This is a genomic window from Kitasatospora fiedleri, from assembly GCF_948472415.1.
Classification (GTDB): Bacteria; Actinomycetota; Actinomycetes; order Streptomycetales; family Streptomycetaceae; genus Kitasatospora; species Kitasatospora fiedleri.
Genome location: NZ_OX419519.1, coordinates 4,290,899 through 4,305,592, shown reverse-complemented (window position 1 = coordinate 4,305,592; position 14,694 = coordinate 4,290,899). Strand labels below are relative to the sequence as shown.

Sequence of the window (14,694 nt, the reverse complement as noted above, 5' to 3'; positions counted from 1 at the left end):
CGTCAGCGGCGGATGCCGGTGGCGAACGGCAGGGTGTTGGCGAACGCCCGGTGGTGCTCGCGGTCGCACCACTCCAGCTTCAGGTAGCTCTTGCCCGCCGACGCCCGGATGGTGCGCTTGTCCCGGGCCAGCGCCTCCGGGCTGCGCGCGGAGACCGTCAGGTAGCCGACCAGGTTCACCCCGGCCGCGCCCGAGGCCAGATCGTCGCCGCGCTGGTCCACCCGGCCGGTGTGCGCCAGGTCGCGCGGGTCGACCGTGCGGTTCATCTTCGCCGCCCGGCTGGCCTCCGCCTCGTCGTTGGTCTTCTCGGTCAGCATCCGCTCGATCGCCACGTCGGTCGGCTCCAGGTCCATGGTCACCGCGACCGTCCGGATCACGTCCGGCGTGTGCACCAGCAGCGGCGCCAGGAAGTTCACCCCGACCGGGGTCAGCGGCCACTCCTTGATCCACGCGGTGGCGTGGCACCACGGCTCCCGGGTCGCCGCCTCGCGGGTCTTCGCCTGCAGGTACTGCGGGTGGGTGGCGTCCAGCTCGGCCGGCCAGGCGTTGCGCCTGCTCATCGCCTGGATGTGGTCGATCGGGTGGTCCGGGTCGTACATCGAGTGGATCAGCGAGGCCAGCCGGGCCTGCCCCAGCGGCTGCCGCACCCGGATGTCCGCCTCCGCCAACCGGGCGCAGATGTCGGTCAGTTCGCGCGCCATCACGGTCGCCAGGCCGTCGTCGTCGCGGGCCCGCTTCTCGCCCCGCCCGTACGCGGTGCGCCCCATCGCGTGCGCCTCGGCCGCCAGGTCCCGGCTGTAGTGCATGCACGCCACCAGGTACGCCCGGTGCTGCTCCGAGGAGGTCGACACCATCGACTGCAGCTGGTCGTAGCTCTCCTGGAGCCAGCGCGGCGCGTTGTGGTCGCCGCGCCGCGCCACGTCCTTGGCGTGCGCGTCCGGGTCGGCCGGCAGCGTCCGGGCCAGGATCTGCAGCCGGGTCACGAAGCCGTCGCCGTTGGCCACGTGCTTGAGCAGCGTCCCGAACCGGTCGACCAGCGCCTCCTGGTCCTCGGAGTCGCGCAGGCCCACGCCCGGGCCCTCGATCTCGATCGCCGCGGTCACCGTCCGCCGCTCCAGGTGCATCAGCACCGCGATCTCGTCCGGCCCGAACGGCGCGGTCAGCCAGCGCAGCCGCCCCACCCCCGGCGGCGGGCCGACCTCCACCTCGCGCCCGTCCAGCCTGGTCCCGGCCTCGTGCACGTCCGGCTTCCAGACCGCCCGGCCGCTGCGGACCGTCCGCCGGAAGGTCCGGTTGATCTCCACCCACTTGTAGAACGTCCGCCGGCGGTACGGCACGTACACCGCCATGATCGCCAGCAGCGGGAAGCCCACCAGGCCGGCGATCCGCAGCGGCAACAGGCTCGGGATCAGCCCCCACACCATGCCCAGGCCGGCGCCGGCGATGATCAGCACGATCTCGCCGTTCTCCCGGTTGCGCCCGATCGGCGCGTTCGGCCGCGCCTTGCCGATCAGGTAACTGCGGCGCTGATGGGCGTACTGGGTGCCGTACTGGCCGAGCTGTTCGCTGCTCATCTCCCCGTCACCCTCCCTTCGGGTTGTTGACCGGAGCCTGGACCTGGGCCTGCGCGGGCGGCGCCGCCGGGCGCGGCGGGTTCGCGGGCCGGGAGGCGTGCGCCGCGATGCCCGCGCCCGCCACGCCACCGCCGGCCGGGGAGCCGGAACCGCCGCCCCCGCCCTCCGCGCCGCCGCGCGAACCGTGCGTGGAGATGCCCTGCTTCACGAAGTTCGCCGGGCCGTTGATCATCGCGCTGCCGGCCTGCACGGCGCTCGCCCGGGCCCGCCGCATCGCCATCAGCTCGTCGCCGAAGCCCGGCACGAACCGGTACACCGTCGCGCTCGCGAAGATCGACAGGAACAGGATCGCCAGCCCCGCCAGCACCCGGCCGAAGTCGTCGTCCGCCCCCGCACCGGTCGCCACCGCGCCCGCCAGCCCCAGGATGATCACCACGATCGGCTTCGCCAGGTCCACCGCCAGCATCATCGCCGCCCACCGGCGCACGTGCTTCCACATCTGCTTGTCCACCAGGCCCGCGTACACCGCCGTCCCCAGCAGCGCGCCCACGTACAGCATCGCCGCCCGGATCACCAGCTCCACCCAGAGCACCGCCGCGGCCAGCACCGCCACCAGCGACACCAGGATCAGGATCAGCGGACCGCCGCCGATGCTCCCCTTCTCCAGGGTGTCCGCGAACCCGCCCAGGTAGGTGCCCGTGTCGGACTTCGTGCCCGCCGAGATCGCGTCCGTCAGCCCGTCGGTGACGGTCACCACCGTGTACAGGATCAGCGGTGTGAACGCCGAGGCGATCACCGTCAGCCACAGGAACCCGACCGCCTCCGCGAACGCCTGCCCCAGCGGCGCGCCGCGCACCGCCCGCTTGGTCACCGCCAGCAGCCACAGCACCAGCGTGATCACCGTCGAGACCGCGAACACCACCGCGTACTGCTGCAGGAACGCCGCGTTGGTGAAGTCGACCTTCGTCGTCCCGTCGATCGCCCCCGCCAACTGCCGCACCACCCAGGCCGCCGCCTGCGCGCAGCCCTTCGCCAGCGACCCCAGCGGATCGGTGACGCCGGAGACGGCGTCCGTCCCGGGGATCACGGTGGTCCCGGGCGGGGCGCACTGGCTCCCCGCCCCGGGCAGCGGGACGTTCTGGGCGGCGCAGGTGGACGAGGGACTCGGTGTCGGATCGGCGGCCGCGACCCCCTGCAGGGCCAGCAGCGCGGTGAGTTGGAGGACGCTCAGCGCGGCGCCGAGCGTCCCGGCCCGGCGCAGGAGGCGCAGTCTGGACGCGTCAGCGGGCATAGCGGAACCCTCCGAACTGCTGGACGGCATCGGCGATCTCTTTCGCGGTGGCCGCCTGCTGGTCGCCCGGCAGGGGGGCGGGGCCCGCGGCGCGGGAGTAGTCGGTGAGCTTCCAGTCGCTGCCGGTCCAGCGCATGGTGACGGTCAGGGTGTACCAGTCCTGGGTGACCGGGATGACGGAGCCCTCGCCGGTCAGGCCGTACAGGCCGGTGCACCAGACGTCGACCCGGGTGGCGGTGTCGGCCCCGTTGGTGGTGCGGGTGCCGACCGGGACGACCCGGTTGACGAAGGTCTGCCCCTTGGGCGGGCGGCCCTGCGCGTCCAGCCCGTAGCGCGCGTTCGTCTCCGGCGTGAACGCCTGGTCCAGGCGTTTCTGCAGGGCCGGCAGGGCGGTGGGGTCGGCGATGGTGGCCAGGACGGTGCTGCGGCTGTCGGTGCGGAACATGTCGGTGGAGCCCAGGGCGACCGCGTAGTTGGCGGCGGCGGACTGCGCGCCCTGGTCGGTGTGCGGGTAGCCGGTGCCGACGCCGTTGGAGGTGGTGGTGACCGGCTGCTGGCCGCTGGCGGCGGTGCGGTCGGGGGAGGCGGCGGCCCCGGGGGCGCGGTCGCCGGAGGTGCCGGTGCCGGTGCGGCCGACCGGGGGTTTGTCCCGGTTGGCGACGGCGACGGCGACCACCAGCAGGGTGACGACGGCGAGGACGGTCAGGAGGGTGCGCAGCGGCCGAGCCTGACGGCCGGTCGCGGGGGCGGTCTGTTCGGCGACCGGTAGCCGCGTACGGGTGTGCGGCTGGTCGTCGGACAACGGCACGGGGCCCTCCTGGTGGGGCGCCGCCGCGCGGGGCGCGCGGCGGCGTGACGGGTTGCTCGGCGGGGAAGTGCGGGGGCTGGGGTGCGGCAGACCGGATCAGCGCTGGTCGGAGGGGAGTTGTCCGCTCGTCAGATGGCCATGCCGTACACAATGGTGAACAGGGTGCCGAGCGAACCGATGATGAACACGCCGGTCAGGCCCGCGACGATCAGCCCCTTGCCCTGTTCGGCGCTGAAGGTGTCGCGCATCGCGGTGGCGCCGATCCGCTGCTTGGCCGCGCCCCAGATGGCGATGGCGAGGCAGACCAGGATCGCCACCGCCATCACGACCTGGACCATGACCCGGGCCGAGGAGCCGAGGGTGGCGAACGGGCCCCAGTCCGGGGCGATCCCACCGATGATGGTGTCGATGTCGGCCTTCTTGGGCGGGTCCTCCGCCAGGTACCGGATCACTGTGCTGTCCACGTTCAGGTCCATTCCATCTCACCGCCCGATCAGGAAAATTCAAGGCCCCGGACCACGGCCGAGCGAAGGGGCAGGGCCTGTTCTTGGCCAGATATGACGTCGACTTGGCTGCTTCTCGCGGATTGACCGTGGCTGGCCCGGACGTTCCGCCAGGATGTCCGGTGGTTCGAGGATACTGCCCGCCCTTGGTATCTGTGATGATTGCACCGGGCAATTGCGTAACAGGACATGGCCGCTGACGTTCCGTCGGGATGGTGCTGGGATGGTGCTCCGGAAGGCTCGGCTGGCGGGTGCCGCGACGGTGGTGCTCGCGATCGGTTTCGTGGGTGTGGTGACCCTCGGGACGTACGCGGCCAGTGGGGTGCCGGAGCGCTCCTCCGCGTCCCTCGGGCTGTCCGGCGGGACGGTGCCGGCCGCGTACCGGCCGCAGATCCAGCGGTGGGGCGCGCTCTGCCCGGAGATCTCGGCGCCGATGCTGGCCGCCCAGCTCTACCAGGAGAGCGGCTTCGACCCGTCGGCGAAGAGCCCGGCCAAGGCGTACGGGATGGCCCAGTTCCTGGAGTCGACCTGGGCGACGTACGGGACGGACGGCGACGGCGACGGCGCGCGGGACATCTGGAACGCCTTCGACGCGATCGCCTCCGCCGCCACCTACGACTGCGCGCTGGCCCGGGACGTGGACAAGGTGCCCGGCGACCGGCAGGCCAACATGCTGGCCGCGTACAACGCCGGGCCGTACGCGGTGATCGAGCACAACGGGATTCCGCCGTACAAGGAGACCCAGGGCTACGTGCGCAGCATCCAGGCGCTGGCGAGGTCCTTCACCGCCCCGGCCGACCCGGGCGTGCAGCTGGCGCTGTCCAAGGAGGCGGCGGGCGCGATCTGGTTCGCGCAGAGCAAGCTGGGCACCGACTACCTGTGGGGCGGCACCGGGCAGAGCTGGGAGGACGGCCGGTTCGACTGCTCGGGCCTGACGCAGGCGGCGTTCCGCGCCGTCGGGATCGAGCTGCCCCGGGTGGCGAACGACCAGTGGTACGCCGGGCCGCACCCGTCCCGGGACCAACTCCGCCCCGGCGACCTGGTGTTCTTCGCCAACGACCTGGAGGACCCGCGCACCATCCACCACGTGGGCCTCTACGTCGGCGGCGGCTACATGATCGACGCGCCGCACACCGGAGCCAAGGTCCGCTACGACACCATCGCGCAGAAGGACTACATCGGGGCGACCCGGGTCACCCCGGACGGCGCCGCCGCGCTGCCCGACCGGAACCCGAACGACGGCACCATCACCAGGGGCGGCGGGCCGGGCGCCGCGAGCTGACCGGCCTCGGCATGTGCATGCGCGGTGGACGGTGAGTCAAGTTTGGATAACGGTGCGTTTGGGGGGAAACCGCGGCGGCCTTGATCGCGTTGACTGAGGAGGCTACCGGTCGTCCGCACCCGGAAGCACCACGATCTGGGACCACTGCGGAGAGCGGACAGGGAGGTGCGGCGTGCCGACGCTGCTCGCCGACGCCGGAGCCGGTTCGGGCGACCCCGACCTCGGCCTGCTCAAGGCCGTCAACGGTCTGGCCGCGGACGCCCCGGGCTGGCTGGACTCGCTGGTCGCCTGGACGGCCGAGTACGGCATCCTGTTCGGCCTGGCCGCGATCGGCCTGGTCGCCTGGCTGAGCGCCCGCCGCCGCCCGGACGCCCCGGTCGCGGTGGCCGGCGTGCTGTGGGCGCCGCTCGCCGTGGCCGTCTCCGAGCTGGCCAACCTGCCGATCTCGCGGCTCGTCGACCGGCCCCGCCCGTTCGTCACCCACCCCGAGCTGGACGTGCTGGTGCCCGGCAAGGAGGACACCCTCTCCTTCGTCAGCGACCACTCGGCGATGTCGATGGGCGTCGCGGTCGCGCTGTTCCTGGTCAACCGCCGGCTCGGCCTGGCGGCCGGGGCGCTGGCCCTGCTGCAGGGCTTCTGCCGGCTGTTCGTCGGCGTGCACTACCCGACCGACGTGCTCGGCGGCTACGCGCTGGCCACCGCCGTGGTGCTGCTGCTGGCCCCGATCGCGATGGCGGTGCTGGTGCCGCTGTGCCACGCGCTGTCCCGCGGCGCGCTGCGTCCGCTGGTGGTGGCCCGCGCCGCCGCCGCGGACTCCGGCCGCCGCCGACAGGCCGTGCCCGCCGCCCGCCGGTCCGGCCGCCGGTCCGGGCGGGACCGGAACCCCGAGCCGGAGCGCGGGTCGGAGTCCGACCTCGCCGCCTGACCCCGCACCGGCCCGCGTCCGTCCGCCGGCCCGTCTCGCCCGGCCGGGCCCTCAGCCGCCGCCCTCCGGGTCCGCGAGGTGCTCCGCGGCGTCGCGCCGGGACTTGTCCCGGGAGCGCCGCCCGGGGGCGAACCAGCCGCAGGCGCAGTGGGCGAAGCTGAACGAGCCGCGTTCCGTCACCTCCACCCGGTGTCCGTCCGGGTGGTCGGTCCGCGTCGTCCCGTCGGGCGCTCCGGGGCGCTGATCTGCCACGTCCTTCACGGTATCCCGCCCGGGCGGCCCGGCCTCCCGTCCGACCGGTGAACGCCGGCGTAACCTTCCGCGCCCCAACTCGTTTGCCTGGCAAGCGCTCTGCCCATCCGGGGCGGTTGCTTGCCGGGTCATCCGGGGCCCGAGGGGGTTGTCGAAGAAGTGAAGAAGCTCAACCGCGCCGCGGCCGCGGCCCTGCTCGTCACGGTGCTGTCGGCCTGTAGCGGCGGCGGCCAGGACCGGTCCGGCTCCGCCGACCAGCTCTCCGCCGACCCGCTGACGGCGGTCCGCTCGGCCGCCGACATCACCGGCCGCACCGGCTCGGTGACCGCGACCACCGAGCTGACCACCGAGTCCGCCGACAAGAAGGCGGTGTTCAGCGGCACCGGCGGCTACGACTACGTGAAGCGGATCGGCCGGCTGGAGATCGACGTGCCGCCCGGCGCCGCCACCACCGGGAAGATCACCGAGGTGGTGCTGCCCGGCACGGTGTACCTGCAGAACAGCGGCGCGAAGATCCCCGAGGGCAAGTGGGTCAGGCTGGACGTGCGCCAGCTCCCGGACGGCAACCTGGTGAGCTCCGGTGCCACCGACCCGGCCACCGCGGCGGGCGCGCTGCGCGGCGCGCAGAGCGCCGAGCTGGTCGGCACCGAGGCGGCGGACGGCGGGGAGCTCAAGCACTACCGGGGCACCCTGGACCTGTCGAAGGCCGCCGACGCGACCGGCGGCCGCGGGGCGGACGGCCTGCGGATGGCCGCCCAGACCTTCACGGTGAAGGAGGTCCCGTACGAGGTCTGGCTGGACGGCCGGGGCCGGCTGCACAAGGTGGTGGAGAACTTCACCTTCGCCGGGGTGGCCGGCTCCACCGCGGCCAAGGACCAGGTCAAGGTGGTCTCCACGCTGTCGCTGGCCGACTTCGGCAAGCCGGTGGAGGCCGCCGAGCCCGCCGCCGGGGACATCTACTCGATGCAGGCCAGCCCCTCGCCGAAGTGACCGGCCGCCGCCCGGGCCCACCCGTTTCGGGCGGCAGAGATGGCCCGTCCGTGCCATGTGGCCCGGCCCGCGGCTCCCTACGCTGGTACGGGGCGGGCAGAGCGGTGCGGCGGACGGGGCGCGGAAGGGGTGGAGGCCATGGCATCCGGGGAGAACGGCACCGGCGGCCACGACAGAACCGCACTGGACGAGATCGACCTGACCGGTGAGCTGATGATCGCCGCTTCGGCCAGCCGCGCGGAACGGCTGGCCGCCGAGCAGATCGACGAGGTGCTGCTGGCCCCCCGCGGCGGACCGGACCGGTCGGAGCCGCGGGCACCGGAGCCGCGGGCACCCGAGCCGCGGGCACCGGAAGCGCGGGCGCCGCAGCAGCGGACGCCGGAACGGGGCCGTTGACCGGCCGTCAGCCCGCGGCGGCGGTCGCGGCGTTCCGGCCCGCGGGCGCGGGCGACCGCGGCGGCCCCGCTCAGGTGCGCAGCAGCCGGGCGATGGCCGCGCTGGCCTCGGCGACCTTGGCGTTCAGCTCCTCGCCGCCGTCCTCCGCGGCGGCCGCGGCGGCCACGCAGTGCCGCAGGTGCTCCTCCAGCAGGGAGAGCGCGAAGGACTGCAGCGCCTTGGTGGAGGCGGACACCTGGGTGAGGATGTCGATGCAGTAGACGTCCTCGTCGACCATCCGCTGGAGGCCGCGGATCTGACCCTCGATCCGGCGCAGCCGCTTGAGGTGCGCCTCCTTCTCGCCGCTGTACCCGTGCGGGCCGCCGGGCGCGGAGTGGCAGGCCGCCGGGGCGGGGTCGGTGCTCGGGGTGTCGATGGTGGTCATCCGGTCCGCCCTCTTGGTCTCGGTGCTCGGCCCGCCCCCGGCCCTCGGCCGGGAGGTACCCCCATCCTCCAACACGCGGCACCGTCCGGGTGTTCCGCCGTCCGGGCGTCAGCACAGAGATCCCCCTGCAGAGCGGGAGCAAACCGGCGTGTCGTGGGACACACTTAGGGCGCGCGTCGGCAACCCCGTGCCCACGAGCGGGGCGCGTGCGCCTAGCATCGTCAAGTACCGACCCCGCACATCGGAGATTTCCGTGCGTTTTAGCCTGACCCCGAAGGAGACGAGCTTCTACGACATGTTCGCCGCCGCCGCGGAGAACCTCGTCGTCGGATCGAAGCTCCTGCTGGAACTACTGGGCTCGGACGTGTCAGCCCGCGCGGAGATCGTCGAGCGCATGCGCGCCGCCGAGCACGCCGGGGACGACACCACCCATGCGATCTTCCACCAGTTGAACTCCTCGTTCATCACCCCGTTCGACCGGGAGGACATCTACAACCTGGCCTCCTCGCTCGACGACATCATGGACTTCATGGAGGAGGCCGTCGACCTGGTCGTGCTGTACGACATCGAGACCCTCCCGAAGGGCGTCGAGCAGCAGATCGAGGTGCTGGCCCGAGCGGCCGAGCTGACCGCGGGGGCGATGCCCAACCTGCGGTCGATGTCGAACCTGACCGAGTACTGGATCGAGGTCAACCGGCTGGAGAACCAGGCGGACCAGATCCACCGCAAGCTGCTGGCCCACCTGTTCTCCGGCCAGTACGAGGCGATCGAGGTGCTGAAGCTCAAGCAGGTCGTGGACGTCCTCGAAGAGGCCGCCGACGCGTTCGAGCACGTGGCCAACACGGTGGAGACCATCGCCGTCAAGGAGTCCTGACCTCCGTGGACATGGCAGCACTGATCGTCGTCATCGGCGTCGCTTTCTTCTTCACGTACACGAACGGCTTCCACGACTCCGCCAACGCGATCGCCACCTCGGTCTCCACCCGGGCGCTGACCCCCCGGGCGGCGCTGGCGATGGCCGCGGTGATGAACCTGGCGGGCGCCTTCCTCGGCAGCGGGGTGGCGAAGACCGTCTCCGAGGGGATCATCGAGACCCCGACCGGCAGCAAGGGCATGGCGATCCTGTTCTCGGCCCTGGTCGGGGCGATCACCTGGAACCTGGTCACCTGGTACTTCGGCCTGCCGTCCTCCTCCTCGCACGCGCTGTTCGGCGGCATGGTGGGCGCGGCGCTGGCCGGCGGCATCGGGGTGGTCTGGCACGGCGTGATCGACAAGATCATCATCCCGATGATCGTCTCGCCGGTCGTCGGCCTGATCGGCGGCTTCCTGGTGATGCTGGCGATCCTGTGGATCTTCCGGAAGGCCAACCCGCACAAGGCCAAGCGCAACTTCCGGGTGGCGCAGACCGCCTCGGCGGCGGCGATGGCGCTGGCGCACGGCCTGCAGGACGCCCAGAAGACCATGGGCATCGTGGTGATGGCGCTGACCATCTCCGGCCACCAGTCCGGGAACGGCATCCCGATCTGGGTGAAGCTCTCCTGCGCCACGATGCTCTCGCTGGGCACCTACGCGGGCGGCTGGCGGATCATGCGCACCCTCGGCCGGAAGATCATCGAGCTGGACCCGCCGCAGGGCTTCGCCGCCGAGGCCACCGCCTCCGCGGTCATGTACGTCACCTCGTTCGTCTACGCGGCGCCGATCTCCACCACCCACGTGATCACCTCGGCGATCATGGGCGTGGGCGCCACCAAGCGGGTCCGCGCGGTCCGCTGGGGGGTGGCGAAGAACATCGTGATGGGCTGGTTCATCACCATGCCGGCGGCGGCGATCGTGGCCGCCGCGATGTACGGGGTCGTGAACCTGCTGATCCTGTGACCCCCACCGCGTCGTAGCCGGCCGCGGACGGAGAGGGCCCGCCCCCACAGCACGGGGGCGGGCCCTTCCTGCTGGCTCCGCGGCGGCACCGCCATGCAGCGCCGCGGAGCAGTTCGTGCGGCCTCGCGCGGACGGCGCGCGGGGCCGGTCAGCCGAAGCGGCCGGAGATGTAGTCCTCGGTGGCCTGGACCGACGGGTTGGAGAAGATCCGCTGGGTGTCGTCCAGCTCGACCAGCTTGCCGGGCTGGCCGACGCCGGCCAGGTTGAAGAAGGCGGTGCGGTCCGAGACGCGGGCCGCCTGCTGCATGTTGTGGGTCACGATCACGATGGTGAACTGAGACTTCAGCTCGCCGATCAGGTCCTCGATGGCGAGGGTGGAGATCGGGTCGAGGGCCGAGCAGGGCTCGTCCATCAGCAGCACCTCGGGCTCGACCGCGATCGCCCGGGCGATGCACAGGCGCTGCTGCTGGCCGCCGGACAGGCCCGCGCCGGGCTTGTTGAGGCGGTCCTTGACCTCGTTCCACAGGTTGGCGCCGCGCAGGGACTTCTCCACCACGCCGTCCAGCACGGACTTCTTCTTCACCCCGGCCAGCTTGAGGCCGGCCACCACGTTGTCGTAGATCGACATGGTGGGGAACGGGTTGGGGCGCTGGAACACCATGCCGACCGAGCGGCGGACGGCGACCGGGTCGACGTTGGCGCCGTACAGGTTCTCGTCGTCCAGCATCACCTTGCCCTCGACCCGGGCGCCGGGGATCACCTCGTGCATCCGGTTGAGGGTGCGCAGGAAGGTGGACTTGCCGCAGCCCGAGGGGCCGATGAAGGCGGTCACCGAGCGGGGCTCGATGGTCATCGAGATGTCCTCGATGGCGCGGGTGGAGCCGTAGTAGGCGGACAGTCCGCTGACGTCGATGCGCTTGGCCATGGTCTTTCGTCTTCTCTCGTCTGTTCGTACGTCAGTCGGTGTCAGTGCCCGCCCTTGGGCGAGCGCCAGCGCGCGATGCCCCGGGCGACGAGGTTGAGACCCATCACGAAGGCGATCAGCACCAGGGCCGCGCCCCAGGCGCGTTGGTAGCCGTAGTCGTTGTTGATCTGCGAGTACTGCTGCCAGATGTAGAGCGGCAGCGACTGCTGCGGACCGTGGAACGGGTCGCTGTTGATGAAGTCGGCGCCGAACACCAGCATCATCACGGGGGCGGTCTCACCGGTGATGCGGGCGACCGCCAGCATCACACCGGTGGTGATCCCGCCCACGGCGGTGGGGAGGACGATCCGCAGGATGGTCTTCCAGCGCGGCACACCGAGCGCGTACGAGGCTTCGCGCAGCTCGTTCGGGACGAGCTTGAGCATCTCCTCGGTGGAGCGGACCACGACCGGCATCATCAGGATCGCCAGCGCGAGGCTGCCCGAGAAGCCGGAGTACTCGAAGCCCAGGGCGATGTTCCAGAGCGAGAGGACGAACAGGCCGGCGACGACCGACGGGATGCCGGTCATGACGTCGACGAAGAAGGTGACCGCCTTGGCGAGCCGGCCGCGGCCGTACTCCACCAGGTAGACGGCGGTGAGCAGGCCGATCGGCGCGGCGATCAGGGTCGCCAGCAGGACCTGCTCGACGGTGCCGATGATGGCGTGGTAGATGCCGCCGTCCGGGCTGAGGGTGGCGACGACGCCCTTCATCGAGTGGGTGAGGAAGTTGCCGTCGATCGCGCCGATGCCCTGCTGGACGGTGTAGACCGTCAGCGCGACCAGCGGGACCACGGCGCAGATGAAGGAGACCCAGATCAGCGAGGTGGCGAACCGGTCCCTGGCCTGGCGGCGGCCCTCGACCGAGGCCGAGACGGCGTAGCTGACCAGCAGGAACAGCAGGGCGGAGATCAGGCCCCACTGGATGTGGCTCTTCAGCCCGGCGACGGCGCCGAGGGCGCAGCCGACCGCGATCGAGGCGGCGGCGACGCCGGCCGGCGCCCAGCGGGGCAGCCGGGCCGCGGTCAGCCGGCGGCTGAGCTGCGGGGCGGCGTCGGTGACGGTCGAAATCGCGCTCACGCGGCGGCCCCCGAGTACTCCTTGCGACGGGCGATGATCATGCGGGCCGCGCCGTTCACCAGCAGGGTGATGACGAACAGCACCAGGCCGGAGGCCATCAGGGCGTCCCGGCCCAGCGGCTGGGCCTCGTTGAACTTGAGCGCGATGTTCTGCGCGAAGGTGCCGCCGCCCGGGTCGAGCAGGTGCAGCGACAGCTTGCTGTTGGTGGAGAGCACGGTGGCGACCGCGATGGTCTCGCCGAGCGCGCGGCCCAGGCCGAGCATCGACGCGGAGATGATGCCGGGGCGGCCGAACGGCAGCACCGCGGTGCGGACCATCTCCCAGCGGGTCGCGCCGAGCGCGAGCGCCGCCTCCTCGTGCATCCGCGGGACCTGCCGGAACACCTCGCGGGTGACCGCGGTGATGATCGGCAGCACCATGATCGCCAGCAGGATGCCGACGGTGAACAGGTTGCGCGGCGGGACGCCCGCGATGGACTGCCCGAAGAGGTACGTCCAGCCCAGGTACTGGTCCAGCCAGCTGGTCAGGCCGTCCATGTGCGGGACCAGGAACAGCACGCCCCACAGGCCGTAGACGATGGACGGGACGGCGGCCAGCAGGTCCACCAGGTAGGCGAACGGCTGGGCGATCCGGCGCGGCGCGTAGTGCGAGATGAACAGCGCGATGCCGACCGAGATCGGGACCGCGACGGCCATCGCGATCAGCGCGCTGACCAGGGTGCCGAAGGTGAGGACGGCGATGCCGAAGACCGGCTTCGCGGCGTCCGGGGTCCACTCGAAGGTGGTGAGGAAGTTGCCCTCGTTCTTGCCCAGCGCGAGGACCGAGCGGTAGGCGAGGAAGCCTGCGATGGCGGCCATGATGACCAGCAGCAGGATGCCCGAGCCCCGGGAGAGGTTGAAGAACACGCTGTCACCGCGGCGGCTGTCGCCCCGGCTCCGTCGAGTCCGTCCCCGCGCGTCGGCGGGGGGTGCAGAAGTCATGGTCGTTTACTCCGGTCTGGCGGCGCTGCCCCGCGGAGGGCGGCACCATGGCGGCGGTGCCCCGGACGTTCTCGTGGTGGTGGTGCGTGGTGCGTGCCGACGGGGACCCCGGCCGGACGGCCCCTCCCCCCTCCTTCGGGGGGCCGCCCGGCCGGGTCGTCGCTGTGCCCGGGCTCAGGCCAGGGCGTCGATCTGGGTCTTGACCTTGGCGGCGAGCTCGGCCGGCAGCGGCACGTAGCCGACCGCGCCGATGGCCTGCTGGCCGCCGTCGCTGACGGTGTAGTTCAGGAAGGACTTCAGGATCGGCAGGCTGTCGGCCTTGTTGCCCTTGTCGCAGACGATCTCGTAGGTGACCAGGGTCAGCGGGTAGTTGCCCTCGGCCTTGGTCGCGTAGTCGATGTCCAGCGCCAGGTCGGCACCGGTGCCGACGACCTTGGCGGCGGCCAGGGTGGCGGCGGCGTTGGCGGCGGTGGCCTCGACCGGCTTGGCGGCGCCGGTGTTGATCAGCGCGCTGGTCAGCTTGTTGGTCTGGGCGTAGGAGAGCTCGACGTAGGAGATCGAGTTCTTGACCTGCTTCACCTGGGCCGCGACACCGGCGGAGCCGTTCGCGGACTGGCCGCCCTGGCCCGCCCAGGTCTTGGCGGCCGGGTACTTCCAGGCGCCGCCGCCGGCCTTGGCCAGGTAGCCGGTCAGGTTGGCGGTGGTGCCGGAGTCGTCCGAGCGGTGGATCGCCTGGATCGCGGCGTCCGGCAGGGTGACGCCCGGGTTCAGGGCGGCGATCGCCGGGTCGTTCCACTTGGTGATCTGCGAGTCGAAGATCTTCGCCAGGGTCGGGCCGTCCAGGACCAGCTTGTCGGCGCCGTCCACGTTGTAGACGATCGAGATCAGGCCGCCGACCATCGGCAGGTCGATCGCCTGGCCGCCGGCGCAGACCTGCTTCGAGGCGTCGACCTCGGCCGGCTTCAGGGCGGAGTCGGAGCCCGCGAAGGCGATCTTGCCCTGGTTGAACTGGGTCACACCGGCACCGGAACCGCCGCCGCCGTAGGTCAGGGTGGCGCTGGAGCAGGCGGCGCTGTAAGCGGCCTTCCAGACGTCGATGGCCGGGGTCTGCGCGGTCGAACCCGCGGCCAGCAGCTGGCCGCCCTTGTCGGCACAGGCGATCTTGGCCGCGGCCGCCGTCGAGCCACCGGCGGACGAGGAGGCGCCCGAGGTGGTGTTCGAGGTGTTGTCGTCCGTACCGCACGCCGAGAGCGACAGCGTGGAGACGAGCGCGACGGCACCGATGGCGAGGGCCTTGGAGCGGCCGTTCCGCAGGTTCACTGGGTGTCCCTTTCTGAGGCAATGCCGGTCT

At 71.9% G+C, this 14,694-nt stretch carries 16 protein-coding genes; 6 read left to right on the top strand and 10 right to left on the bottom strand.

Features of this window, described 5'->3' with window-relative positions:
- Positions 1 to 2 precede the first annotated feature (2 nt).
- From QMQ26_RS19960 to QMQ26_RS19945, 4 genes are all read right to left on the bottom strand, one after another.
- Positions 3 to 1,574, bottom strand: coding sequence for an SCO6880 family protein (locus tag QMQ26_RS19960; RefSeq protein WP_100836854.1), 1,572 nt, complete (start codon positions 1,572 to 1,574; stop codon positions 3 to 5).
- Positions 1,575 to 1,581: 7 nt separating this feature from the next.
- A complete protein-coding gene (locus tag QMQ26_RS19955; RefSeq protein ID WP_282202204.1) occupies positions 1,582 to 2,865 on the bottom strand; it encodes a hypothetical protein in 1,284 nt (427 codons plus the stop codon).
- Complete coding sequence (locus QMQ26_RS19950) at positions 2,855 to 3,673, bottom strand: hypothetical protein (RefSeq protein WP_282202203.1); 819 nt, start codon at positions 3,671 to 3,673, stop codon at positions 2,855 to 2,857. The genes QMQ26_RS19955 and QMQ26_RS19950 overlap by 11 nt, the downstream gene beginning before the upstream one ends.
- A gap of 128 nt (positions 3,674 to 3,801) precedes the next feature.
- Positions 3,802 to 4,149 (bottom strand): hypothetical protein, encoded by a 348-nt coding sequence (locus QMQ26_RS19945; protein ID WP_014137435.1) that lies wholly within the window; start codon positions 4,147 to 4,149, stop codon positions 3,802 to 3,804.
- A 250-nt stretch (positions 4,150 to 4,399) separates the two neighbouring features.
- On the opposite strand from QMQ26_RS19945, the gene QMQ26_RS19940 reads away from it, so the two are divergent.
- Together QMQ26_RS19940 and QMQ26_RS19935 are read left to right on the top strand one after the other, a co-directional pair.
- Complete coding sequence (locus tag QMQ26_RS19940) at positions 4,400 to 5,458, top strand: C40 family peptidase (RefSeq protein WP_282202202.1); 1,059 nt, start codon at positions 4,400 to 4,402, stop codon at positions 5,456 to 5,458.
- A 172-nt stretch (positions 5,459 to 5,630) separates the two neighbouring features.
- The gene (locus QMQ26_RS19935) at positions 5,631 to 6,383 is read left to right on the top strand and encodes a phosphatase PAP2 family protein (RefSeq protein WP_282202201.1); all 753 of its coding nucleotides are present in this window, start codon (positions 5,631 to 5,633) and stop codon (positions 6,381 to 6,383) included.
- 51 nt (positions 6,384 to 6,434) lie between these two features.
- Here QMQ26_RS19935 and QMQ26_RS19930 read toward each other — a convergent pair whose 3' ends face one another.
- Entirely contained in the window at positions 6,435 to 6,635 is a 201-nt protein-coding gene (locus tag QMQ26_RS19930; protein ID WP_282206706.1) for a hypothetical protein, read from the bottom strand.
- A gap of 159 nt (positions 6,636 to 6,794) precedes the next feature.
- Here QMQ26_RS19930 and QMQ26_RS19925 point away from each other — a divergent pair, with 159 nt between their 5' ends.
- Together QMQ26_RS19925 and QMQ26_RS19920 are read left to right on the top strand one after the other, a co-directional pair.
- Entirely contained in the window at positions 6,795 to 7,625 is an 831-nt protein-coding gene (locus QMQ26_RS19925; RefSeq protein ID WP_100836859.1) for a LolA-like protein, read from the top strand.
- Positions 7,626 to 7,763: 138 nt separating this feature from the next.
- Complete coding sequence (locus QMQ26_RS19920) at positions 7,764 to 8,021, top strand: hypothetical protein (RefSeq protein ID WP_282202200.1); 258 nt, start codon at positions 7,764 to 7,766, stop codon at positions 8,019 to 8,021.
- Between the two features lie 70 nt (positions 8,022 to 8,091).
- Here QMQ26_RS19920 and QMQ26_RS19915 read toward each other — a convergent pair whose 3' ends face one another.
- Positions 8,092 to 8,445, bottom strand: coding sequence for a metal-sensitive transcriptional regulator (locus QMQ26_RS19915; protein ID WP_282202199.1), 354 nt, complete (start codon positions 8,443 to 8,445; stop codon positions 8,092 to 8,094).
- A gap of 253 nt (positions 8,446 to 8,698) precedes the next feature.
- On the opposite strand from QMQ26_RS19915, the gene QMQ26_RS19910 reads away from it, so the two are divergent.
- Together QMQ26_RS19910 and QMQ26_RS19905 are read left to right on the top strand one after the other, a co-directional pair.
- Entirely contained in the window at positions 8,699 to 9,319 is a 621-nt protein-coding gene (locus tag QMQ26_RS19910) for a DUF47 domain-containing protein (RefSeq protein WP_100836861.1), read from the top strand.
- Between the two features lie 5 nt (positions 9,320 to 9,324).
- Positions 9,325 to 10,320, top strand: coding sequence for an inorganic phosphate transporter (locus QMQ26_RS19905; protein ID WP_282202198.1), 996 nt, complete (start codon positions 9,325 to 9,327; stop codon positions 10,318 to 10,320).
- Positions 10,321 to 10,468: 148 nt separating this feature from the next.
- Here the strand turns inward: QMQ26_RS19905 and pstB are convergent, their stop codons facing one another.
- The 4 genes from pstB to pstS form a co-directional block, all read right to left on the bottom strand.
- Positions 10,469 to 11,245, bottom strand: a complete 777-nt coding sequence (gene pstB / locus QMQ26_RS19900) for a phosphate ABC transporter ATP-binding protein PstB (RefSeq protein WP_111554838.1) — start codon at positions 11,243 to 11,245, stop codon at positions 10,469 to 10,471.
- Positions 11,246 to 11,286: 41 nt separating this feature from the next.
- Complete coding sequence (pstA, locus tag QMQ26_RS19895) at positions 11,287 to 12,363, bottom strand: phosphate ABC transporter permease PstA (RefSeq protein ID WP_404813922.1); 1,077 nt, start codon at positions 12,361 to 12,363, stop codon at positions 11,287 to 11,289.
- Positions 12,360 to 13,343, bottom strand: coding sequence for a phosphate ABC transporter permease subunit PstC (pstC, locus tag QMQ26_RS19890; RefSeq protein WP_100836864.1), 984 nt, complete (start codon positions 13,341 to 13,343; stop codon positions 12,360 to 12,362). The genes pstA and pstC overlap by 4 nt, the downstream gene beginning before the upstream one ends.
- 174 nt (positions 13,344 to 13,517) lie before the next feature.
- Positions 13,518 to 14,663 carry a phosphate ABC transporter substrate-binding protein PstS gene (gene pstS, locus QMQ26_RS19885; protein WP_282202197.1) on the bottom strand — a complete coding sequence of 382 codons (1,146 nt, stop codon included), beginning with the start codon at positions 14,661 to 14,663 and terminating at the stop codon, positions 13,518 to 13,520.
- Between the last annotated feature and the right edge of the window lie 31 nt (positions 14,664 to 14,694).

Coding starts and splice junctions, on each gene's coding strand:
- QMQ26_RS19945 (WP_014137435.1), bottom strand. CDS start 4,149: ATGGACCTGAACGTGGACAGCACAGTGATCCGGTACCTGGCGGAGGAC.
- QMQ26_RS19955 (WP_282202204.1), bottom strand. CDS start 2,865: ATGCCCGCTGACGCGTCCAGACTGCGCCTCCTGCGCCGGGCCGGGACG.
- QMQ26_RS19940 (WP_282202202.1), top strand. CDS start 4,400: ATGGTGCTCCGGAAGGCTCGGCTGGCGGGTGCCGCGACGGTGGTGCTC.
- QMQ26_RS19920 (WP_282202200.1), top strand. CDS start 7,764: ATGGCATCCGGGGAGAACGGCACCGGCGGCCACGACAGAACCGCACTG.
- QMQ26_RS19915 (WP_282202199.1), bottom strand. CDS start 8,445: ATGACCACCATCGACACCCCGAGCACCGACCCCGCCCCGGCGGCCTGC.
- pstB (WP_111554838.1), bottom strand. CDS start 11,245: ATGGCCAAGCGCATCGACGTCAGCGGACTGTCCGCCTACTACGGCTCC.
- QMQ26_RS19960 (WP_100836854.1), bottom strand. CDS start 1,574: ATGAGCAGCGAACAGCTCGGCCAGTACGGCACCCAGTACGCCCATCAG.
- pstC (WP_100836864.1), bottom strand. CDS start 13,343: ATGACTTCTGCACCCCCCGCCGACGCGCGGGGACGGACTCGACGGAGC.